Origin of the sequence: Burkholderia cepacia, from assembly GCF_001718835.1 — a bacterium.
Taxonomy (GTDB): Bacteria; Pseudomonadota; Gammaproteobacteria; order Burkholderiales; family Burkholderiaceae; genus Burkholderia; species Burkholderia cepacia_F.
In genome coordinates, this window is sequence record NZ_CP013443.1 from 3,262,648 (window position 1) to 3,284,349 (window position 21,702).

At 70.3% G+C, this 21,702-nt stretch carries 22 protein-coding genes; 10 read left to right on the plus strand and 12 right to left on the minus strand.

All coding sequences use genetic code 11. The features are described from left to right. Window positions 1–55 precede the first annotated feature (55 nt). From WT26_RS18230 to WT26_RS18265, 8 genes are all read right to left on the minus strand, one after another. On the minus strand, window positions 56–817 hold the full coding sequence (locus tag WT26_RS18230) for a M48 family metalloprotease (protein WP_069273456.1): 762 nt from the start codon (window positions 815–817) through the stop codon (window positions 56–58). Window positions 818–994: 177 nt separating this feature from the next. Further along, window positions 995–2,119, minus strand: a complete 1,125-nt coding sequence (locus WT26_RS18235; RefSeq protein WP_059885334.1) for a dihydrolipoamide acetyltransferase family protein — start codon at window positions 2,117–2,119, stop codon at window positions 995–997. A 2-nt stretch (window positions 2,120–2,121) separates the two neighbouring features. Then, window positions 2,122–3,102, minus strand: coding sequence for an alpha-ketoacid dehydrogenase subunit beta (locus WT26_RS18240; RefSeq protein WP_059850160.1), 981 nt, complete (start codon window positions 3,100–3,102; stop codon window positions 2,122–2,124). Continuing rightward, window positions 3,095–4,183 carry a pyruvate dehydrogenase (acetyl-transferring) E1 component subunit alpha gene (pdhA, locus tag WT26_RS18245; RefSeq protein WP_059852642.1) on the minus strand — a complete coding sequence of 363 codons (1,089 nt, stop codon included), beginning with the start codon at window positions 4,181–4,183 and terminating at the stop codon, window positions 3,095–3,097. The genes WT26_RS18240 and pdhA overlap by 8 nt, the downstream gene beginning before the upstream one ends. Before the next feature lie 379 nt (window positions 4,184–4,562). Continuing rightward, complete coding sequence (locus WT26_RS18250) at window positions 4,563–4,853, minus strand: GYD domain-containing protein (RefSeq protein WP_059801123.1); 291 nt, start codon at window positions 4,851–4,853, stop codon at window positions 4,563–4,565. A 143-nt stretch (window positions 4,854–4,996) separates the two neighbouring features. Then, on the minus strand, window positions 4,997–5,782 hold the full coding sequence (locus tag WT26_RS18255; protein ID WP_069273457.1) for a glycosyltransferase family 2 protein: 786 nt from the start codon (window positions 5,780–5,782) through the stop codon (window positions 4,997–4,999). An 89-nt stretch (window positions 5,783–5,871) separates the two neighbouring features. Then, the gene (gene fabG, locus WT26_RS18260) at window positions 5,872–6,588 is read right to left on the minus strand and encodes a 3-oxoacyl-ACP reductase FabG (protein WP_059533059.1); all 717 of its coding nucleotides are present in this window, start codon (window positions 6,586–6,588) and stop codon (window positions 5,872–5,874) included. A 116-nt stretch (window positions 6,589–6,704) separates the two neighbouring features. Beyond that, complete coding sequence (locus WT26_RS18265; protein ID WP_059729789.1) at window positions 6,705–6,965, minus strand: phosphopantetheine-binding protein; 261 nt, start codon at window positions 6,963–6,965, stop codon at window positions 6,705–6,707. A gap of 594 nt (window positions 6,966–7,559) precedes the next feature. Between WT26_RS18265 and WT26_RS18270 the strand changes: the two genes are divergently transcribed. The 10 genes from WT26_RS18270 to WT26_RS18315 all read left to right on the plus strand — a co-directional run bounded on the left by WT26_RS18270 (window position 7,560) and on the right by WT26_RS18315 (window position 17,910). Then, window positions 7,560–8,216, plus strand: a complete 657-nt coding sequence (locus WT26_RS18270; RefSeq protein ID WP_069273458.1) for a hypothetical protein — start codon at window positions 7,560–7,562, stop codon at window positions 8,214–8,216. A 58-nt stretch (window positions 8,217–8,274) separates the two neighbouring features. Continuing rightward, a complete protein-coding gene (locus WT26_RS18275) occupies window positions 8,275–10,023 on the plus strand; it encodes an AMP-binding protein (protein ID WP_069273459.1) in 1,749 nt (582 codons plus the stop codon). Then, window positions 10,020–11,000, plus strand: a complete 981-nt coding sequence (locus tag WT26_RS18280) for an acyl-CoA synthetase (RefSeq protein WP_069273460.1) — start codon at window positions 10,020–10,022, stop codon at window positions 10,998–11,000. The genes WT26_RS18275 and WT26_RS18280 overlap by 4 nt, the downstream gene beginning before the upstream one ends. Further along, window positions 10,997–11,617 (plus strand): outer membrane lipoprotein carrier protein LolA, encoded by a 621-nt coding sequence (locus tag WT26_RS18285; RefSeq protein WP_069273461.1) that lies wholly within the window; start codon window positions 10,997–10,999, stop codon window positions 11,615–11,617. The genes WT26_RS18280 and WT26_RS18285 overlap by 4 nt, the downstream gene beginning before the upstream one ends. Then, complete coding sequence (locus WT26_RS18290) at window positions 11,617–14,103, plus strand: MMPL family transporter (RefSeq protein ID WP_069273462.1); 2,487 nt, start codon at window positions 11,617–11,619, stop codon at window positions 14,101–14,103. Before WT26_RS18285 ends, WT26_RS18290 begins: the two co-directional genes overlap by 1 nt. After that, a complete protein-coding gene (locus WT26_RS18295; protein WP_069273463.1) occupies window positions 14,100–14,978 on the plus strand; it encodes a polysaccharide deacetylase family protein in 879 nt (292 codons plus the stop codon). The genes WT26_RS18290 and WT26_RS18295 overlap by 4 nt, the downstream gene beginning before the upstream one ends. Window positions 14,979–15,058: 80 nt before the next feature. After that, window positions 15,059–16,270 carry a beta-ketoacyl-[acyl-carrier-protein] synthase family protein gene (locus tag WT26_RS18300; protein ID WP_069273464.1) on the plus strand — a complete coding sequence of 404 codons (1,212 nt, stop codon included), beginning with the start codon at window positions 15,059–15,061 and terminating at the stop codon, window positions 16,268–16,270. Window positions 16,271–16,278: 8 nt separating this feature from the next. Then, window positions 16,279–17,097, plus strand: coding sequence for a beta-ketoacyl synthase chain length factor (locus WT26_RS18305; RefSeq protein ID WP_069273465.1), 819 nt, complete (start codon window positions 16,279–16,281; stop codon window positions 17,095–17,097). Next, the gene (locus tag WT26_RS18310; RefSeq protein ID WP_069273466.1) at window positions 17,094–17,585 is read left to right on the plus strand and encodes a hotdog family protein; all 492 of its coding nucleotides are present in this window, start codon (window positions 17,094–17,096) and stop codon (window positions 17,583–17,585) included. The genes WT26_RS18305 and WT26_RS18310 overlap by 4 nt, the downstream gene beginning before the upstream one ends. 22 nt (window positions 17,586–17,607) lie before the next feature. Beyond that, on the plus strand, window positions 17,608–17,910 hold the full coding sequence (locus tag WT26_RS18315; RefSeq protein ID WP_069273467.1) for a hypothetical protein: 303 nt from the start codon (window positions 17,608–17,610) through the stop codon (window positions 17,908–17,910). A 48-nt stretch (window positions 17,911–17,958) separates the two neighbouring features. Here WT26_RS18315 and WT26_RS18320 read toward each other — a convergent pair whose 3' ends face one another. The 4 genes from WT26_RS18320 to phaP form a co-directional block, all read right to left on the minus strand. Continuing rightward, window positions 17,959–18,153: a hypothetical protein gene (locus WT26_RS18320; RefSeq protein ID WP_059534326.1), complete on the minus strand. Its 195-nt coding sequence runs from the start codon at window positions 18,151–18,153 to the stop codon at window positions 17,959–17,961. A gap of 174 nt (window positions 18,154–18,327) precedes the next feature. Next, window positions 18,328–19,071 carry an acetoacetyl-CoA reductase gene (gene phbB / locus WT26_RS18325; RefSeq protein WP_069273468.1) on the minus strand — a complete coding sequence of 248 codons (744 nt, stop codon included), beginning with the start codon at window positions 19,069–19,071 and terminating at the stop codon, window positions 18,328–18,330. Window positions 19,072–19,294: 223 nt separating this feature from the next. Continuing rightward, window positions 19,295–20,476, minus strand: a complete 1,182-nt coding sequence (locus WT26_RS18330) for an acetyl-CoA C-acetyltransferase (protein WP_069273469.1) — start codon at window positions 20,474–20,476, stop codon at window positions 19,295–19,297. Window positions 20,477–20,666: 190 nt separating this feature from the next. Then, window positions 20,667–21,245 carry a TIGR01841 family phasin gene (phaP, locus tag WT26_RS18335; RefSeq protein WP_059955047.1) on the minus strand — a complete coding sequence of 193 codons (579 nt, stop codon included), beginning with the start codon at window positions 21,243–21,245 and terminating at the stop codon, window positions 20,667–20,669. Window positions 21,246–21,702 lie beyond the last annotated feature (457 nt).

A 21,702-nucleotide genomic window follows, 5' to 3' on the forward strand; every position in this document is an offset into this window, starting at 1 on the left:
GCGGGGTTCGTCTGCAGGCTGAAGCGCCGGCCTTGCCGGCGCTTTGATCCTTTGATCAGCTGCCCTTCGCGATGCGATCCTGGATGTGCTGCGCACGGCTCGCCGACGACGGGTGCGAGCTCATCATCGAGCTCTTGCCGCCATCGAGCTGCGCGAGTTTCTGGAACGCGGTGACGAGGCCCTTCTGGCTCATGTTCTTCTGCTTCATCAGGTCGAACGAGTAGTCGTCGGCCGCGCTTTCCTGCGTCTGCGAGAACTGCGCGTTGATGAACTTCTCGGTGATGTCGCCGAGCTGCGAGCTCGTCAGCGCCGCCACGCCCGGCGATGCCGCGCCGGCCGCGGTGCGCGCCGCGCTGACCGCGTAGGCCGTCTGCATCGCCTTCTTCGAGTGACCCAGCGCGACGTGGCCCATTTCATGGCCGATCACGCCGCGCAGCTCGTCGTCGTTCATCATGTCCATCAGGCCGCTGTACACGCGCACGCAGCCGTTGCCCATCGCCCACGCGTTGACGTCCTTGGTCATGTAGACCTTGTAGTTGATCTTCTGGCCGTTCAGCGTCATGTCGCCGAAGCCCTTCATCACTTTCGTCAGACGCTTCGAGTACGCGCTGCCCGGCGCGGCGATCTTCGACTGGGCGTCGCTCGACTTGCACGAATCGTTCGACAGCGCGGCGATGTCGGCATCCGACAACGTCGCTGCCTTGAGCATGTTCGAGCCGGCCGACGCGAGGCCGTTCGCGTCGAGACCCTGCACGCCGCCGCACGCGCTCAACAGAAACGCCACGCCACACGCTGCCACCGCTTTCTTCAACTGCATGTGTGTACCCTCGATAGTTGTATTTGGGAGCGGCGATTTTGCATAATCCGGCAGAAAATTACCAGATGTTTACATCACGTGACAGGTCAATTACTTGCACGAAACGAAGCAATCGGCGCGTGACGGCCGCAATTGCGTTGCAAGAATGTTGAAAAAGGTTGCGCGGCGCGCGCGAATCTAGTCCGCCGCCTGCAGGTCGGCGATCGCCGCCGCGAGAAAGCGCGCCGCCTCGCCGCCCGTGACGACCCGATGGTCGAACGTCAGGCTGAGCGGCAGGAGCCGGTGCACGGCGGCCGCGCCGCCGACCGCCACCACGGCGTCGTGGATGCGGCCCGCGCCGAGGATCGCGACCGTCGGCGGCACCACGACGGGCGCCGCGTACTTGCCGGCGATCATCCCGAAGTTCGACAGCGTGATCGTATTGCCGCGCAGCTCCTCCGGCGGAATCCGGCGCGCGCGGATGTCGTCGCGCATCCGGTCGAGGCCGGCCCGCAGGCCGGCGGCGTCGCGCTGCGCGACGTCGCGCAGCACCGGCACGAACAGGCCGTCGGGCAGGTCGACCGCGATGCCGACGTCGATCTTCGCGAGCACGTGCCGCCGCCCGGTGTGCCCCTCGTACCACGCGTTGAGCCCCGGCTCGGCGCGGCAGCCCGCGACCAGCGCGCGGATCAGCCGGATCGTCACGTCGGTGCGCGGCGCCCATGCGTGGATGTCGGCGTCGTCGATCACCGTCGCCGCGGCCACCTCGCTCTGCGCGCGCGCCATGTTCTGCGCCATCGCGCGCCGCACGCCGCGCAGCACTTCCGCCGGCCCGACCTCGGCGAGCACCTTCGCGACCCGCTGCACGTCCGCCGCGGTGATCACGCCGTCCGCGCCCGACGGCGTGACCATCGCGAGATCGACGTCGAGCTTGCGCGCGAGCGCGCGCACCGCGGGCATCGCCCTGATCGCGCCCGCGCCGCCGACCGCGCCACCGATCCCGCCGCCGAGCGCCGCCGGCGCGTCGTGCACGACCTGCGCGCCCACCTCGACCTTGCCGACCACGGTGCCGGCATCCGCGTCGTCGCCCGCGCCTTCGAACGCGACGAGCGGCGCGCCGAGATGCACGAGGTCGCCCGCCTGCCCGAACAGCTTCGCGATGCGGCCCGCCTGCGGGGACGGGATGTCGACGATCGCCTTCGCGGTCTCGACCGACAGCAGCGGCTGGTCGGTCGCGACCGTGTCGCCCGCCTTCACGTGCCATTCGACGATTTCCGCTTCCTGCAGCCCTTCGCCGAGATCGGGCAGTTTGAAGATCTTCATGGTTATGACGCCTCCAGCGTCTTGCGGACCGCGTCGACGATCCGCTCGACGCTCGGCAGATATTGGCTTTCAAGCCGGAACAGCGGCACGACCACGTCGTAGCCCGTCACGCGCTGCACCGGCGCGAGCAGCGAATACAGCCCGCGCTCGGCGATGACCGCGGCGATCTCCGCGCCGAGCCCCGCGGTGCGCGGCGCCTCGTGGACGATCACGCAGCGGCCCGTCTTCGCGACCGACGCGAGGATCGTGTCGACGTCGAGCGGCTTGAGCGTCGCGACGTCGATCACCTCGGCCATCACGCCGTCCTGCGCGAGTTGGTCGGCGGCCGCCTGCACTTCCTGCAGTGCCGCGCCCCAGCTCACCAGCGTGACGTCGGCGCCGTCGCGCAGCGTGAAGCAGGTGTCGAGCGGCAGCGCCTCGCCGTCGTCCTCGACCGGCTGCCGGAACAGCCGGTACAGGCGCGTCGGCTCGAGGAAGATCACCGGGTCCGGATCGCGGATCGCGGCCAGCAGCAGCCCGTATGCGCGCGCCGGCGACGACGGCATCACGACGCGCAGCCCGGGGATATGCGCGAACAGCGCCTCGGGGCTTTCGGAGTGATGCTCGGGCGCGTGGATGCCGCCGCCGCACGGCGAGCGGAGCACGAGCGGGCAAGACAGCCGGCCGCGCGTGCGGTGCCGCAGCCGCGCCGCGTGATTGAGGATGTGATCGATGGCCGGGTAGATGAACCCGGTGAACTGGATCTCGGCGACCGGCCGCAGCCCCATCGCCGCCATGCCGATCGCGGCGCCCGCGATTCCCGATTCCGCGAGCGGCGTGTCGATCACGCGCTCGGCGCCGAAGCGCGACTGCAGGTCGACGGTCGCGCGGAACACGCCGCCGTTGACGCCGATGTCCTCGCCGAGCAGCACTACCGCCGGATCGTTCGCGAGTTCGTAGGCAAGCGCACGATTGACCGCTTCCACCAGGTTCAGGTCAGCCATGATGGTTCCCCGCGGCCGGCGCGAACGCGAGCGCCGTGTCGAGCTGTTCGCGCAGCGCGCGCGGCAGCGTCGCGTACAGATGGTCGAACATCGCGGACGCGCCGGGCGGCGCGACCGCCAGGTATTCCTGCACGGCCGCGTCGACCTGCGCGTAGCAGGCCTTGCCGAACTCGGTGTCCCGCGCCTTGTCCCATGCGTTCATTCGCATCAGGTACGTACGCAGCCGGATCAGCGGCTCGTGCTCCCATTGCTTCGCGACGGTGTCGGCGTCGCGATAGCGCGTCGCGTCGTCGGCGGTCGTGTGATCGCCGAGCCGGTAGCTGAGCGCTTCGACGAGCGTCGGGCCGCCGCCGCGGCGCGCCTTGTCGAGCGCCTCCGACACGACCTGCCGCACCGCGATCACGTCGTTGCCGTCGACCTGCCGGCCCTCGATGCCGGCCGCGATCGCCTTCTGCGCGAGCGTCTGCGCGGCGGTCTGCCGGGTGCGCGGCACCGAGATCGCCCACTGGTTGTCGTTGATGACGAGCACGAGCGGCGCCTGCCATGCGCCGGCCATGTTCATCGCTTCGTAGAAGTCGCCCTTCGACGTGCCGCCGTCGCCGAAGATCGTCACCGCGACGCGCGGCTCGCGGCGCAGCATGAACGCATAGGCCGCGCCCGCCGCATGGCACACCTGGGTGCCGATCGGCACGCAGTTCGGGAAGTCGTGGCGCGCCGCGCTGAAATCGCTGCCGCGCTCGTCGCCGCCCCAGTACAGCAGGCTTTCCGCCATCGTGACGCCGCGCAGCAATTGCGCCGCATGGTCGCGATACGACGGGAACAGCACGTCGTCGGTCTGCATTGCGCTCGCGACGCCGACGCCGATCGCCTCCTGCCCGACCGACGACGCGAACGTGCCGAGCTTGCCGGTGCGCTGCAGCGCGATGGCCTTCGCATCGAACGCGCGCGTCAGCACCATCGCGCGATAGAGCGGCAGCAGCGCCGCGGGGTCCTGCGCGAACTCGGGCAACGGCTGCACCGGCTCGCCGTCGGGCCCCAGATACTGCGTGTAGTCGACATGAAAGCGCGCGACCGTGCTCATGACTCGCCTCCGTGCGGGTGCGAAGCCAGGCGTGCGTCGATGCGGCGCGGCTCGGTGAAGTGATGCCGCCGAGGCGCGCGCGTCCGGCTCGGCGACGGATCGCGCCGCCGGCGGAAAACGCGCCGCCGTTGCGGGGACGCGCACAACGCTCGCATGCGGGCTGCGCCCCTTCCGGCCCTTTGACCGTCCTTCAACCTTAGTCAGTTATCGGGTGAAAGCAAGTCGGAACTGTACGCACGCAAAGCGTGACGCGGTGCGGCATCGCAGGCGTCACGCTGCGTGACGGAGGAAGCAAAAAGAACGCGCGCACGACGTGAAGCCGACTGCCGCGTGCCCCGATCGGTGGAACCGGCATGCGCGCATGATGGCCGCGCCGGCACTACATCTTCGCGATGATTTCACCGACCTCGGTGCTGTCGAATGCGCGCAGCGTCTGCGTGCGGACGTTGCCCGCCGAGCCGAGCGCGAAGCCGAAGGCGGTGAGGCTCTGCTCGTCCGGCGCTTCGATGATGGTGACGATGTCGAATGCGCCGAGCGTCCAGTACACCTCCTTCATGTTGCAGCCGAACGTGCGGGCCATTTCCGCGACCTGCCCCGCGCGCTGCCGCGTGCTCTTGATCGTGCGGATGCCCTGATCGGTGAAGTTTGCGAGAACCACGTAAGTCGCCATGACGATTCCCCTTACGATTGAACCGTGTCGGGATTGCCTGCGCGCGAGCGGTTTCGCCCACGATGGTGCGACTGCGCCGGCGGCGCCGCGTCGCGCGTAACTGGATTCTAGGCAGCGGGATCGAGGATGAAAGACGATCTGGATCAACCGCGGCGCGGAGGCAGACGCCGCATGAGCCGGCGCGCGACCAGCATCGGCAGCCGCACCACGAAGCCGGTGAACAGGCGCAGGTGCATCCACGCGAGCAGCGCGTTGTCGCGGCCGTAGTGGAAGTGCGAGACGCCGCCCTCGTGCCGGCCGAAATAGCGCACCGGCGCGTCGATGCGGATCGGGCGCACGCCGGCCCAGCACAGCCGCACGGCCGCCTCGGGATCGAAGTCGAAGCCGCGCATCCACGGCTGGCGGCGCATGATCGCGGCCAGCGGCGCGACCGGATACACGCGAAACCCGTACAGTGAATCGCCGATGCCGGCCCACAGCGTCTCGAGGTCGGCCCACGCATTCGACAGCCGGCGGCCCTGCACGCGCAACTGCGGCGCGCTCGCGTCGAACTTCGGCACGCCCAGCACCATCGCGTCGGGTGCGGCCTGCGACGCGGCCATGAACGCGGGAATCAGGTCGGCCGGATGCTGGCCGTCGGAATCCATCGTCAATACGTGCGTGAAGCCGCTCGCGGCTGCCGCGTCGAGCCCGGCGAGCACCGCGGCGCCCTTGCCGCGGTTCTCCGGCAGCACGATCACGCGCAAGCCAGGATCGCGTTCGGCCATCGCCTGCAGCCGTTCGGCGCTGCCGTCGGTGCTGCCGTCGACGACGACCCACACCGGATTCCACTGCGCTCGCGCTTGGCGCACGGTCGTGTCGACCTTGGTGCCCGGGTTGTAGCTCGGAATCAGGACGAGATGGGTGGACGAAGCGCGCGGCGAGGACATGGGCACGGCCAAGGTCGAAGACGGGAATCCTGACGGAATTTTATGACCTGCCGACGACCCGCGGCATCGGGTTTCCACGTCGTGCATCGTCATGCGAGCCCGCCGTTGACGGACAGCACCTGCCCCGTCACGTAGGCCGCGGCGTCGGACACCAGGTACGCGACCATCGCCGCGACTTCGTCGGGCCGGCCCGCGCGCTGCGCGGGCACGAGCTGCCTGATGCGTTCGGCGGGAAACGCCTGTTCGGCCATCGGCGATTCGATGATGCCGGGCGCGACCGCGTTCACGGTGATGCCGCGCGACGCGAGCTCCAGCGACAGCGACTTCGTCGCGCCGATCAGCCCCGCCTTCGCGGCCGCGTAGTTGACCTGCCCGCGATTGCCGGTCACGCCGGCCACCGACGCGATGTTGACGATCCGTCCGCGCCGCGTGCGGATCATCGGCAGCAACAGCGGCTGCGTAACGTTGAAGAAGCCGTTGAGCGTCACGTCGATCACGCCGTGCCACTGCCGGCGCGACATGCCGGCCATCGGCGCATCGTCGTGAATCCCCGCGTTGTTGACGAGGATCTGCACCGGCACGTCGTCGGCAAGCGGCGCCAGCGCGGCGAGCGTCGCATCGGCGTCGGTCACGTCGAACGCGATCGCGCGCGCGGCGCCGCCGGCCGCGACGATCTGCTGCGCGACCGCCTCCGCCTGCGCGAGATGGCGGTTCGCATGCACCCACACTTCATGGCCGGCCTGCGCGAGCGCCGTGCAGATCGCCTGCCCGAGTGCGCCGCTGCCGCCCGTCACGAGCGCCCGCATCGACCGTCTCCTTCCATGTGCGTTCCACTCCGATCGAAGCGGCGGCCGCGAAGCGCATGCTCCGCACCCGGCCGCGTGCCGTTGTCACCGATTTCGCGCCGTGGCGGCGCGCGCCGTCACTTCGTGCGGTGCGCGGCGACGTACGCAGCCAGTGCACCGAGCGTCGCGAAGATCTTCTGGTTGTCCGGATTGTCCGAACGCAGCTCGAAGCCGTATTTCTTCGAGATCAGCAGCGCGATTTCCAGGATGTCGATGGAGTCGAGCCCGAAACCCTCGCCGTACAGCGGGGTGTCGGCCGTCACTGTGTCGAGCGTGACGTCTTCGAGATTCAGTTCGCCGATGATCAGCGAGGCGAGCTCTTGTTCCAGTGCGTTCATCATGCTTGCAAACAGGCGGCACACGGCAGCGGGAGCGCACCGAAACGGCCGTCTCGCGCACGCGTCGCCGCGTGCGTCTGTCCATTCCTCCGGCGTCCGCCGTCCACCCCGCCCGTGTTTTTGGGGATCGTTTGTAAAAGTTACGCGGATTCTAGACGAACGGGTATCGGGCCGTATACGGTGAAAGGGTTACAGACGTGCGGGCGCGCGCCGCCCGCATTTCGGGACGCGAACCCACGGGATGCTTGAGCCGCTTTGGACGGAAATGGATCGGCCGCGCGACGGGCTGCGCGCGGCGCCATACAATCGGTTACAAAAGCCCCACGCGCATGCCCGAAAGACGCGCGGCAGGCACCCTAAAATGTGCGTGCCACGAGAGGTGGCCGGGCTTCGGCTCCGGCCGCCATTCATATGATGTTTGACGGCCCGACGACCGCGTCGCGCCCCCGAACCCCCATCGATGCATCCAGCCATGCCGCGTCCGTCCGTTCGCCGCGCTTTCGCGCCTCCCGCCGTCCGCTGCCGCACTGCCGCCGCGCGTGCCGCTCGTGTCACGCGCACCGGCGGCGCACGCCATGCGCGCGGAGCCGCACAATGAGCACGCCGGAGCACATCGCGCGCGGCGCCCTCGCCGTCGGCGCGGTGGTCGCCTACCAGGCCGGCGCGCACTACGCGGCCGCGACGCCCGGCGCACACGGCCTCGGCCTCGCGATGGCGCTCGTGCCGCCGCTGCTGCTCGCGCTCGGCGCCGCGTTGCGCTCGCCGCATCGCGTCGGGTTCGTGTCCGCATGGCTGCTCGCCGCCGCCGCGCTGTGGGCCGCGCGCGTGCCGCTCGCCCGGCACTTCGAATGGGGCCTGTACCTGGAGCACGCGAGTTTCAACCTCGCGATGGCGCTGCTGTTCGGCCGCACGCTCGCGGCCGGCAAGGTGCCGCTGTGCACGCATTTCGCGACGATGATCCACGGCGCGATCACGCCGGCCGTCGCGCACTACACGCGGCAGATCACGCTCGCGTGGACGCTGTTCTTCGTCGCGATCGCCGCCGTGTCGACGCTGCTGTTCGCGACCGCGCCGATCGTCACGTGGTCGACGTTCGCGAACTACCTGTCGCTGCCGCTCGTCGCCGCGATGTTCGCGGCCGAGCATGCGTGCCGACGCTTCGCGCTGCCGCACGAAGCGCGGCCGCGCATGGTCGACGCGGTGCGCGCGTACCGGCAGGCGACCGGGGCCCGCGCCAGCCATGCGCGCTGAATTCACGGCCGGCGCCGCGTGGCGGCCGCGCCGGCCCCGCTTTCGTTTCCGCTGATTTATGCCGACTCACCCGCTGGTTTTCCATTCGTCGCCCGACCAGACGATCGCCTGGCGCGACGGCGCGCACGTCACCGTGCGCACGTTCGTCGCCGACGTCGCGCGCGTGGCCGCCGCGCTGCCCGCCGGCGCGCACGTGTTCAACGTGTGCCGCGACCGCTACCGCTTCGCGGTCAGCCTGTGCGCCGCGCTCGTGGCCGGCAAGGTCAGCCTGCTGCCGTCGACGCATACGCCGGAAATGGTCCGCCAGCTCGCGTCGTTCGCGCCCGATGCGTTCTGCCTGCACGACGCGCCCGACTGCACGATCGACCTGCCGCGCTTCGCGTACCCCGATGCCGCGCCGGCGGACGGTGTGGTCGACCCGGGCGATGCGCCGTTCGCCGTGCCGCAGATCGACGCGGCGCGGATCATGGCCTACGTGTTCACGTCCGGCTCGACCGGCGCGCCGGTGCCGCACCGCAAGACCTGGGGCTTCCTGGTCGGCTGCGTACGCGCGGCGGCCGGCCGCCTCGGGCTGCTCGACGGCCGCGCGGCCACGCTGATCGGCACGGTGCCCGCGCAGCACATGTACGGCTTCGAGTCGACGGTGCTGCTCGCGCTGATCGGCGGCCTCGCGTTCAGCAACCGCCAGCCGTTCTACCCGGTCGACATTCGCGACGAACTCGACGCGATCCCGCAGCCGCGCGTGCTCGTCACGTCGCCGATCCACCTGCGTGCGCTGCTGGCGGCCGGCCACGCGCTGCCGCCGGCGGCGCTCGTGCTGTCGGCCACCGCGCCGCTGTCGGAAAAGCTCGCGTGCGAAGCCGAGGCCGCGCTCGACGCGCCGCTCGTCGAGATCTACGGCAGCACCGAGACCGGCCAGATCGCCACCCGCCGCACGTCGCAGGGCGCGGCATGGCAACTGTTTCCGGGCATTCGCATCGATGCGCGCGAAAGCGCGGACGACGACGGCGAGCCGACCATGTGGGTTTCCGGCGCGCATGTCGACGCACCCGTGCCGATGGGCGATGCACTCGAACTGCTCGGCGACGGCCGGTTCCTGCTGCACGGCCGCAAGGCCGACCTCGTCAACATCGCCGGCAAGCGCACGTCGCTCGCGTACCTGAACCATCAGCTCAACGCGATTCCGCAGGTGGTCGACGGCGTATTCTTCATGCCCGACGATGCGACCCGCGCCGGCCGCACTGCGGGCGTCGAACCCGTCACGCGCCTCGTCGCGCTCGTCGTCGCGCCGACGCTCGCGGCAGCCGGCCTGCAGCGCGCGCTGCGCGAGCGGATCGATCCCGCGTTCATGCCGCGCCCGCTCGTGTTCGTCGACGCGCTGCCGCGCAACGAAACGGGCAAGCTGCCGCGCGACGTGCTCGCGGCGCTGGTCGCCCGGCATACGCGCGAGGCCGTGTCGTCCACGCCCGGCCGCGACGCCGGCGCGGCGAACGCGCTCGCCTTCACGATCCCCGCCGATCACCCGGCACTGCCCGGCCACTTCCCCGGCCATCCGGTCGTGCCGGGCGTCGTGCTGCTCGATCGCGCGATCCATGCGCTCGGCACCGCGCTGAATCGCCCGCTGCACACGTGGCGGCTCGGGTCCGCGAAATTCCTGAGCCCGGTTGCGCCCGGCGAGCCGCTCGATCTCGCGTACGACGCCGCGACGAGCGGTGCGATCCGCTTCACGCTGCGCGCCGGGACGCGCGACGTCGCGAGCGGCGTGCTGTCCGCGCCGCCGGCCGCGCGGGAGGCGACGCCCGCATGAAGCGCACCGCATGGGCCCGGCGCCGGGAGCGCAGCAACACGCCGCTGCTGCGCGCGATGACGTGGATCTCGCTGCGCTTCGGCCGGCAGCGAGCGCGCGCCGTGCTGCATCTCGTCGCGGCCTGGTTCGTGCTGTTTTCGCCGGTCGCGTGCGCGGCGTCGCGCGATTACCTGCGCCGCGTGCTCGGCCGCCCCGCGCGCTGGCGCGACGTGTACCGGCACGTGTTCACGTTCGCGGCGACGATCCACGACCGCGTCTACCTGATGAACGGGCGCTTCGACCTGTTCGACATCCGTCTGCACGGCGAGGCGCACGTGCGCGCCGCGCTCGCGGGCGGACGCGGCGCGTTCCTGATGGGCGCGCATCTCGGCAGCTTCGAGGTCGTGCGCGCGATCGGCCGCACGCACCCGGACCTGCGCGTCGTCGTGACGATGTACGAGAAGAACGCGCGCAAGATCAATGCGACGCTCGCCGCGGTGAATCCCGCCGCGCAGCCGGAAGTGATTCCGCTCGGGCAAGTCGACTCGATGCTGAAGGTGCGCGAGCGCCTCGACGCGAACTGCATGGTCGGCATGCTCGCCGACCGCACGCTGCTCGACGATGCAGCCGCGTCGCTGCGGCGGCTGCCGCTGCTCGGCACGCCGGCCGCCTTCCCGCTCGGGCCGCTCTACATGGCCGCGATGCTGCGGCGCCCGGTGATCTTCATGACGGGCCTCTATCGCGACGGCAACCGCTACGATGTGCACTTCGAGACGCTCGCCGATTTCACCGACGTGCGGCGCGACGCGCGCGCGGCGGCCGTCGACGCGGCACTCGTGCGCTACGTCGCGCTGCTCGACAGGTACTGTCGCGCGGCACCGTACAACTGGTTCAACTATTTCGACTTCTGGCAGGACGGCAACGCCCCCGCCGCGCGTCGCGACGACGCGCCGGTGCACGCCGCCGGCCTGTCCGCCCCGAGGGATTCCGACGCATGACCGCCTTCCGCCGTTTCCCGTTCACCGTCGCCGCAGCCGCGCTCGCCGCCGCCGTCGCGCTGACCGCGCCCGCGCGCGCGGCGGACGCCGGCGCGCCGTGGAGCCTCGACCGGCTGATGTCGACGCTCGCACAGCACAAGTCGGGGCGTGCGACGTTCACCGAGACGAAGTACCTGTCGATCGCGACGCAGCCGGTCGAATCGTCCGGCGAACTCGTGTTCGTCGCGCCCGATCATCTCGAGAAGCACACGCTGAGCCCGAAGCCCGAACACCTCGTCGTCGACGGCGACATGCTCACCGTCGAACGCAACAACCGCAGGTACACGCTCGCGCTCGCGCGCTATCCGGAACTCGGCGCGTTCATCGACAGCATCCGCGCGACGCTCGCCGGCAACCGCTTCGCGCTCGAACAGGTCTACAAGGTCGCGCTCGCCGGGCGCGGCGACGACTGGACGCTGACGCTCACGCCGCTCGACTCGCGGATGCTGCAGGTCGTCAGCACGATCACGCTCGACGGCACGCGCGACCTGTTGCGCAGCGTCGCGATCCGGCAGGCCGACGGCGACCGTTCGGTGATGCGCCTGCAACCCGTTCCGGCGAACCCGAACCCGAACTGATGGACGAACGCACCCGGCCCGCGTCTTCGGCGATCGCCCGCCGCCTGCACGCGCTGCGGCAGCGCGCGGTGCTCGTGTGGCTGCTCGCGCTCGTCGCGTGCGGCATCGCGATCGGGCGCGCGCACTTCACGGCCGACCTGTCCGCGTTCCTGCCGGATTCGCCGAGCGCCGGGCAGCGCGTGCTCGTCGACCAGTTGCGCGACGGCATCGTGTCGCGGCTGATCCTCGTCGCGATCGACGGCGGCGATGCGGCCACGCGCGCCGCCCTGTCGCGGCGCATGGCGGCCATACTGCGCACCGATCCGCAGTTCGCGGCCGTGCACAACGGCGAAGCCGCGAACGACGCGCGCGACCGGCAGTTCATCTTCGATCACCGCTACCTGCTGAGTCCTGCCGTCACGCCACAGCACTTCAGCACCGCCGGCCTGCACCAGGCGCTCGGCGACAGCCTCGACCTGCTGAGCTCGTCGGCCGGCCTCGTGGCCAAGGCGATGCTGCCGCGCGACCCGACCGGCGAAGTCGCCACGCTCGTCGACCAGCTCGACGGCGCGGCGGAACCGGCGAGCCGCGACGGCGTGTGGGCGTCGCGCGACGGCACCCGCGCGGTGCTCGTCGTGCAGACGGCCGCCGCCGGTTCCGACACCGATGCCCAGGCCCGCGCGATCGACGCGGTGCGCCGCGCGTTCGCCGCCGCGAAGCAAGCCTCGGAGCAGGCCTCAAAGCAGGCCGTGCCGAACGCCGCCGCCGCCACGCTCGCGATGACGGGCCCCGGCGTGTTCTCGGTCGACACGCGCGACACGATCCGGCACGACGTCGAACGGCTGTCGACGGCGAGCGTCGTGCTGATCGTCGCGTTGCTGCTGACGCTGTACCGTTCGCCGCGCACGCTCGCGCTCGGCTTGCTGCCGGTGCTGACCGGCGTCGCGGCGGGAATCGCGGCGGTCAGCGTCGCGTTCGGCACGGTCCACGGGCTGACGCTCGGTTTCGGTACGACGCTGATCGGCGAAGCCGTCGACTATTCGATCTACCTGTTCGTGCAATCGGCGCAGGCCGGCACGCGCGGCGCGGCGCGCCCGGCCGACGCGACGCGCGCCTGGATCGCCGCGTACTGGCCGACGATCCGGCTCGGCGTGCTGACGTCCGTGTGCGGTTTCGCGTCGATGCTGTTCTCCGGGTTCCCGGGCCTCGTGCAGCTCGGGCTGTATTCGATCGTCGGGCTGACGGCCGCCGCGCTCGTCACGCGCTTCGTGCTGCCCCACCTGCGCGGCGAGCATGTCGCGATCCGCGACGTGTCGCGCATCGGCGCCGTGCTCGCGCGCGCGGCCGACGCCGCGCCGCGGCTGCGCTGGCCGCTCGCCGCGCTGGTGATCGCCGCGGGCGTGACGCTCGTGCTGCATCGCGACGGCCTGTGGAGCCGCGAACTCGCCGCGCTGAGCCCCGTGCCCGCGCAAGCGCAGGCGCTCGACGCACGGCTGCGCGCCGATGTCGGCGCGCCCGACGTGCGCTACCTCGTCGTGATTGCCGCGCCGACCGAACAGGCCGCGCTCGAACGCGCGGAACGGGTCGCCGCGCAGTTGCAGCCGCTCGTCGACCGGGGCGCGCTCGCGGGTTTCGAATCCCCCGCGCGCTACCTGCCGAGCGACGCCGCACAGCGCGCGCGCCTCGCGAGCCTGCCGGATGCCGATGTGCTCGCCGCGCGGATGCGCGAAGCCGTCGCGAACCAGCCGATCGCGGTCAGGCCCGACCTGTTCGCGCCGTTCATCGCCGACGTCGAAGCCGCGCGCCACGCGCCGCTGCTGACGCGCGCGGACCTGCACGGCACGTCGATGTCGCTTGCCGTCGATGCGCTGCTGACCGAACGCGACGGCCGCTGGAGCGCGATGCTGCCGCTGCGCGCGCCGGACACCGCCCGCACCGCGCAACCGGCATCGAGTCTCGATGCAGCGCCGATCCGCGCGGCCGTCGCACGCGCGGGCGTGCCCGATGCGCTGTTCGTCGACATGAAGGCCGAAGCCGATCGCCTGTACGTGAGCTACGTGCATGAGGACATCCGCCTGTCGCTCGCGGGTTTGGCCGCGATCGCCGTGCTGCTGCTGATCGCACTGCGCTCGCCGCGCCGCGTCGTGCGCGCACTCGCGCCGCTCGTCGCGGCCGTGCTGGTCGTGACGGCCGGCTTCGCGCTCGCCGGCGTGCCGCTGACGATCCTGCACCTCGTCGGGATGCTGCTGATCGTCGCGGTCGGCTCGAACTACGCGCTGTTCTTCTGCAGGCGCGACGACGCGCAGCCCGTCACGCCCCACACGCTCGTGTCGCTGCTGATCGCGAACCTCGCGACGGTCGCCGGCTTCGGGCTGCTGGCGCTGTCGCGCGTGCCGCTGCTCGAGACCTTCGGGCTGACCATCGGCCCGGGCGCGATGCTCGCGCTCGCGTTCGCGGCGATTCTCGCGCCGCCGGCCGCCGCACCGCTGCAGGGAGGACGCACATGAACGCGCCGACATCCACGCCGTCATCCGCACCGCGTCCCGGCGATGTGCGCCGCTGGCGGCCCACGCCGCTGATCGCGGGCACCGCCGCGCTGCACGCGGGCGCGGCAGCCGCCGTCGTCGCGCAGCCGGCCGTGTGGCCGTGGGCGGTCGGCGGCGTGGTCGCGTCGCATCTCGCGCTGACCGCCGCCGGCCTGTGGCCGCGCAGCGCACTGCTCGGGCCGAACTGGACGCACCTGCCGCCCGGCGCCGGCCGCCGCATCGCATTGACGATCGACGACGGCCCGGATCCCGACGTCACGCCGCGCGTGCTCGACCTGCTCGACCGTTACGACGCGCGCGCGACGTTCTTCTGCATCGGCGATCTCGCGTGCCGCCATCCGCGCTGGATCGAGGCGATCGTCGCGCGCGGTCACGCGATCGAGAACCACAGCCAGCGGCACCGGCATACGTTCTCGCTGTCGGGGCCCGCCGCGCTGCGGCGCGAGATCGCGGCCGCGCAACGGACGCTGACCGACATCGCCGGCACGCGCCCGCTGTTCTTCCGCGCGCCGGCGGGCCTGCGCAATCCGTTTCTCGAACCGGTGCTGTGCGAGCTCGGCCTGCAGCTGGCGAGCTGGACGCGGCGCGGCTTCGACACGCGCGAGAGCGATGCCGCGACCGTCACGCGCCGCCTGCTGCACGGTCTCGCGCCGCGCGACATCCTGCTCGTGCACGACGGCCACGCGGCACGCGACGCGCGCGGCGAGCCGGTCGTGCTCGACGTGCTGCACGCGGTGCTGCGCGCGGCCGCCGACGCGCAGCTGCAGTGGGTCACGCTGCGCGCCGCGCTCGCGCCCGAACCGCCGGCGGCGGCCGGCCCGACGGCGCCCGTTTGATAAAATTCAATGGCTATCGGCGCGCCGCGCGGCCTCACCACGCACCGCGGCGCCCGAACCGGCCACCGGATGCGACCCTCGTGAAACCTCTCCTGCTCTCGCACTTCACCGCCACCAGCTGCATCGGCCGCGGCCTCGACGCGACCCTCGATGCGCTGCGCCACGCGCGCGGCGGGCTCACGCCCTGCGACTTCGAGCGTGCGGATCTCGACACGTGGATCGGCGCGGTGGACGGCGTCGACGCGCAGCCCGTGCGCGCCGACCTCGCCGACTTCGCGTGCCGCAACAACCGCCTCGCGCAGCTCGGCCTCACGCAGGACGGCTTCGACGCACGCGTCGCGGCGGCCGTGTCGCGCTACGGCGCCGAACGTGTCGGCGTGTTCGTCGGCACGAGCACGGCCGGCATCCTCGAGACCGAGCACGCATACCAGCGCCGCGATCCGGCGAGCGGCGCACTGCCCGCCGACTTCCGCTACGCCCACACGCACAACCCGTATTCGCCGGCCGCGTTCGTGCGCGCGTTTTTCGCGCTGCGCGGGCCGGCGATGGCGATCTCGTCCGCATGCTCGTCCGGCGCGAAAGTGTTCGGCTCCGCGCGCCGCATGATCGAGGCGGGATTGATCGATGCGGCCGTCGTCGGCGGCGTCGATTCGCTGTGCCTGACGACGCTGTACGGCTTCAATTCGCTCGAACTGCTGTCGCGCCGGCCGTGCCGTCCGTTCGACGTCGCGCGCGACGGCATCTCGATCGGCGAGGCCGCCGCGTTCGCGCTCGTCGAACGCGTGCCCGACCCGCCCGCCCCGCTCGACGCCGATGCGATCCTGCTGCTCGGCATCGGCGAATCGAGCGACGCGCATCACATGTCGTCGCCGCATCCGGACGGGCTCGGCGCGCGCGTCGCCATCGAGCAGGCGCTTGCATCCGCCGGCCTCGGCGCGAACGACATCGACTACGTGAACCTGCACGGCACCGCGACGCCGAGCAACGACGCGGCCGAGAGCCGCGCGGTCGGCGCGCTGTTCGCCGGCACGCCGTGCAGCTCGACGAAGGGCGCGACCGGCCATACGCTCGGCGCGGCGGGCGCGCTCGAGGCGGTCGTCGCCGCGCTCGCGCTGCGCGAGCAGTTCGTGCCGGCCGGCGTCAACACCGCGCAACCCGACCCGGCACTCGTTGCCGACTACGTGCTCGCGAGCCGCGATACGCGTGTGCGCGCCGTCCTCTCCAATTCGTTCGGCTTCGGCGGCACGAATTGCAGCCTGATCCTCGGCCGCGCCGACCACGCACGCCGTTGAGGCCCGCCATGACACTGACCGCCTTCATCGAAAGCATCGGCCTCGTCGGCCCCGGATTGACCGGCTGGCCGCACGCGGCCGATGTGCTCGCGGGCCGCGCGCCGTATGCGCCCGCCCGCACCGAGCTGCCGCCGCCGGCCGGCCTGCCGTCGGCCGAGCGGCGCCGCACGGGCCCCGTCGTGCGCACGGCGCTCGCCGCCGGCCACGAAGCGGTGGCCGCGAGCGCACGCGACGTCACGACGCTCGCGACCGTGTTCAGCGCGTCGGGCGGCGACGGCCAGAACTGCCACGCGATCTGCGAAACCCTCGCCGGCGACGATCGCCAGCTGTCGCCGACACGCTTCCACAACTCCGTGCACAACGCGCCGGCCGGCTACTGGAGCATCGCTACCCGTGCGATGGCGACGTCGAACGTGCTGTGCGCGCACGACGGCAGCTTTGCCGCCGGGCTGCTCGAGAGCCTGTGCCAGGTCGTCGTCGATCGCGTGCCGACGCTGCTGATCGCGTACGACACCGACTATCCGGAACCGCTGCGCGCGGTGCGGCCGATCGACGACGCGTTCGGCGTCGCGCTCGTGCTCGCGCCCGAAGCAGGCGAACACGCGCTGGCCCGCATCGACGTGCAACTCACCGACGCGCCCGCCACGACGCTCGCGTCGCCCGCGCTCGAAGCGTTGCGCATCGGCAATCCGGCCGCGCGCGTGCTGCCGCTGCTCGAGGCGCTCGCCGCGCCGCGCGCCGCGCGCGTCGTGCTCGACTATCTGGCGGACCGGCGCGTGCAGGTCGATGTCGCGATGCCGGATACGTTCGCGGAGCGTGCGCGATGACGACCGCCGGCACGATGCGCGACCACGCGTGGATTGCCGCGCACATTCCGCACGACGGTGCGATGTGCCTGCTCGACTCGGTGGACTTCTGGGACGACGCGCGAATCCGCTGCACCGCGACGAGCCACCGCGATCCGCACAACCCGCTGCGCGCGCACGGCCGGCTCGCATCCGTCTGCGGCATCGAATACGCGGCACAGGCGATGGCCGTGCACGGCGCGCTCGTCGGCGCGCCGCGCGAGCGGCCGCGCGCCGGCTTTCTGGCGAGCGTGCGCAACGTCGACACGTTCGTCGACCGGCTCGACACGTGCGACGCGCCGCTGACCGTCGAAGCCGAACGTGTCGGCGGCGACGACGTCACGGTGCTGTACGGCTTCGCGCTGCGCTGCGGCGAGCGCGTGCTGCTGTCCGGCCGCGCCGCGGTGATGCTCGACGCATCGGCGGCCGGCGTGTTTCGCCCGCCTGGCGGCGGCGCGGAGATTCGATGACAACGTTGGGAGGAATCTGCTTGTGAAAGGTCGTCAGTTCATTTTTGCCGCACTCGTGTTCGCGACGGTTTGCCCGGCCGCGCACGCGGACATGTCGGAAGTGAAGCAGGACATCAAGCGCGATTCGAAGGAAGCCGCGCACAAGACCGGCGAGGCGGCCCGCAGCTTCGGCCACGCGACCGCGAGTGCGGCGAAGGCGGTCGGGCACGGCGTCGCACACGCGTCGCGCGAGGGTTGGGACGCGACCAAGCACGCGTCGCGCGAAGGCTGGGATGCCACCAAGCGCACGACGAAGCGGATCTTCCACAAGAACGGCAGCGACTAAGCGCAGTCCGCGGCGGCGCCGCGGGACGCTGCGTCGCCGCCCGACCACTCAGCCCGCCCGGCGCTTCGCCCTGACGCCGTGCAAGGCTGCCTTGCCGTATGCCGCACGCCAGCAATCGCGATGATCGAAGTTCCGCAGCAGCCGCGCACGGCGCCGCTCGAGCCAGTAGTGAACGATCGCCGCCGTCAGCGCGACGGCGAGCGCTGCCCCGCCGATCGCGAGCCCCATCGAAGTGTCACCCATGCCTGCTCCGGAATGTGAAGCCGCGGCGGCACGGCGGGCGACGGCGAGCGGGGCGGGCAGAACGAGAAGAGGCCCGCGTCCGTCATCGTCATCGCGCACGCGCGCTGCCCCGGCGCTGAATGGCGCTGGAGCACGTCCCGGGCGCGCGAGGCGCGCAGCCCGGGCCGTCGTGCGTCAGTGCATGTGCTGGCCGCCGTTGATCGCGATGTTGGAGCCCGTCACGAAGCCGGCCTCCTCCGAGCACAGGTAAGCGACGAGCGCCGCGACTTCCTCGGGCTTGCCGAGCCGGCCCGCTGGAATCTGCGGGAGGATCTTCGAGTCGAGGATGTCCTGCGGGATCGCCGTGACCATCTTCGTCGCGAGGTAGCCCGGCGACACGGTGTTCACCGTCACGCCCTTGCGCGCGATCTCGAGCGCGAGCGATTTCGTGAAGCCGTGCATGCCGGCCTTCGCGGCCGCGTAGTTGGTCTGGCCGACCGAACCCTTCGAACCGTTCACCGACGAGATGTTGACGATGCGGCCCCAGCCGCGCTCGACCATGCTTTCGCAGACCGGCTTCGTCATGTTGAACACGGAATCGAGGTTCGTGCGGATCACCGCATCCCAGTTGACCTTGTCGAGCTTGCGCAGCGTCATGTCGCGCGTGATGCCCGCGTTGTTCACGAGAATGTCGACCGGGCCGACGTCCTGCACAATCTTCGCCACGCATTGCTGGCACGAATCGTGGTCGGCCACGTCCACCGGGTACGCGAGGAACTCGCGGCCGGCCGCATGCATCTCGGTCAGCCAGCGGTCCGCGCCGGTGTTGCTCGGCGAATACGTGACGACTACCCGGTGGCCCGCGTCGTTCAACCTGATGCTCACCGCTTCGCCGAGGCCGCCCATTCCACCAGTCACAACTGCAATTCGCTTAGTCATCCTATAAATTACCGACAAAAAAGTAATCGATGATGTGGCAATCCATTAGCGCTGCCTGGGCACCGCTTGCCGCCCCACCGCTTCGATGCGCCGGGCGCATCGTCGAATCGCGCGTTTTTGTTGTGAACTGCTTGTCCGGCGCGCAAGCCGTCACGGGCCGCCGTCGTGGTGCATGCCTGCACCGTGACGGCGCCCAATCTCACAAACCGCTGTCAGAAACCGCTCAACCGCGCTCGACCGCGAGCGCGACACCCATCCCGCCGCCGATGCACAGCGACGCCAGCCCGCGCTTCGCGTCGCGTTTCTGCATCTCGTGCAGCAGCGTCACCAGGATCCGGCAGCCCGACGCGCCGATCGGGTGGCCGATCGCGATCGCCCCGCCGTTCACGTTCACCTTCGACGTGTCCCAGCCCATCTGCTTGTGCACCGCCAGCGCCTGCGCCGCGAACGCCTCGTTGATCTCCATCAGGTCCAGGTCGCCCGGCGTCCAGCCCGCGCGCTCCAGGCACCGGCGCGATGCCGGCACCGGGCCCATCCCCATCACGCTCGGGTCCACACCCGCGTTCGCGTATGCCTTGATCTTCGCCAGCGGCGTCAGACCCAGCGCCGCCGCCTTCTGCGCCGACATCACCAGCACCGCCGCCGCGCCGTCGTTCAGCCCCGACGCGTTCGCCGCCGTCACCGAGCCGTCCTTCGAGAACGCCGGCTTCAGCCCGGCCAGCGATTCCGCCGTCACGCCGTGACGCACGAATTCGTCGGTCGCGAACTGCAGCGGCTCGCCCTTGCGTTGCGGGATCGACACCGGCACGATCTCGTCGTCGAAACGGCCCGCCTTCTGCGCGGCTTCCGCCTTGTTCTGCGACAGCGCCGCGAACGCATCCTGCTCTTCGCGCGTGATCCCGTATTCCTTCGCGACGTTCTCCGCCGTGATGCCCATGTGGTACTGGTTGTACACGTCCCACAGGCCGTCGACGATCATCGTGTCGACCAGCTTCGCATCGCCCATCCGGAAGCCGTCGCGCGAGCCCGGCAGCACGTGCGGCGATGCGCTCATGTTCTCCTGCCCGCCCGCGACCACGATCTCCGCGTCGCCCGCGACGATCGCGTTCGCCGCCAGCATCACGGCCTTCAGGCCCGAGCCGCACACCTTGTTGATCGTCATCCCCGGCACTGCCGTCGGCAGCCCGGCCTTGATCAGCGACTGCCGCGCCGGGTTCTGCCCGGAACCGGCCGTCAGCACCTGGCCCATGATCACTTCGCTCACCTGCTCGGGCTTCACGCCCGCGCGCTCCAGCACCGCGCGGATCACCGTCGCGCCCAGTTCGGGCGCCGCAATCTTCGCAAGCGAACCGCCGAATTTGCCGACCGCGGTCCGCGCGGCCGATACGATCACTACGTCCGTCATGTTCGATTCCTGCATCAGAGTCGCATTGCTGTTGTGCCGCCGGCCAGCGCCGGTCCGGCATCGGTTGCCGCACGGCCGCTACGCGGCACGGCGGCTCGCGAGAACATCGCAGCCAAACTTCGCGTGGCACACGCGGCGTCCGGCGGCGGGTCGCGTCGATCGAGGCGTCGCGCGAACGCGCGACGCGAATTCAGGCCGCCGTTTCGCGCGCGCCCGCGTCCTTGCGTGCGGCGCCCGCCGCCTGCTTGCCGTTGCGTGCGGACGCGCCGACCGCGTCGAGGCCGCTTTGCGCCGCCTCGATCACCTGGCCCGTTGCCGCACGCACCGATTCCGCCGCCGCGCTGGCCGCGGACAGCGCCGTGTTTAAGGCGGCGACCACCGGAGCCGTGCCGGCCGGCGCGTGCTTCGTCAGCTCGCCGATCACGTCCTTCAGGCGCTTGTCGTTCTGCTCGTACTGCGCTTGCGCGACTTTCGCCCACTCGGCCTGGGTCGCCGTCGCGATGTCGAGCAGATGGCGGCCATACGACGCCGCCTTGGTGACCGTCTGCTGCGACGTGCCCAGTTGGTGCGTGATGAATTCGGCCGGGCTGTTGCCGCTGAAGGCGCCCTTCAGGCTGTCTTCGTATTCCGTCAGCGCCGTCTTGGTTGCCTGCAGGTTGAGGTCGACCACGGCCTCGAAACCGCGCAGCGCCGGATGGGCGACAGCGAACCAGGCAGCGACGCCGGATTGGTAATCGGCGACAAGTTTTTCGGGGGCGAAAAAGGACATCGGAACGCTCCTGTTTACAATTCGACAGTTTGTATAGGAAATACGGATGCCGAACATTTCGTTCGGTTTCTTATTTATCGCACATCATACATTGTTTGCGCGACGTTTAGAGTGTCCATTCTAGTTGCATTAATTGTCAATCGATTGGCATCAATACTCGGTATAAACCCTAATTCGTCAACACCCACGCCAATCGGGTCTGGCGGCAATTTATTTCAGGGCCATGTCGCAAACACCCGCCTGGAAACGATTTTCACATTTTGACTACTTTCTGACCGAATCAGCAGGCAAGTTTTACACACCGATTATTATGATTAATGAAAAATTGGTGCGCGCTTATAGACAAATCATTTATGGATGAATCGCACCCACTGAAAACGTTTTTGCTGATTTTCATCAAAATCGTTTTCACGATTATTTTCCAAAAACGGGAATAAGGCCGGGCGCAGCCCGGCAA